The following is a 247-nucleotide window of genomic DNA, read 5'->3' as shown; positions in this document are numbered from 1 at the left end:
CTGCATTGCTTTGTATCAGGTGCATCTTTTCCCTTACCTCGTTCTGACTTAAAGCGTAGTTGTAAAACTTGATCTCGTCTATAGCTCCTTTGTATGCAACACCCTGGGCATGGATATCGAGGTTTACATAGAAAGCTTGCTGCGACAGGTCTAAAACGGGCATAGGGCCGTTATTAACAGTAGCAGGTACGCCGTTCAGGTACAAGGTAACCCCTGTGGGCGAATAAGTAAGCACCACAAAGTTCCA

1 protein-coding gene is annotated in these 247 nt (G+C 46.2%); it reads right to left on the bottom strand.

Translation table 11 applies throughout. The features are described from left to right. Window positions 1-247, bottom strand: a 247-nt coding sequence (locus A3860_RS07495; RefSeq protein ID WP_143773993.1) for a LamG domain-containing protein, incomplete at both ends; no start/stop codon positions are given.

This window comes from Niastella vici, from assembly GCF_002077945.1.
Classification (GTDB): Bacteria; Bacteroidota; Bacteroidia; order Chitinophagales; family Chitinophagaceae; genus Niastella; species Niastella vici.
The sequence above is the reverse complement of the archived record's forward strand: the minus strand, read 5'-3'. Positions and strand labels throughout refer to the sequence as shown.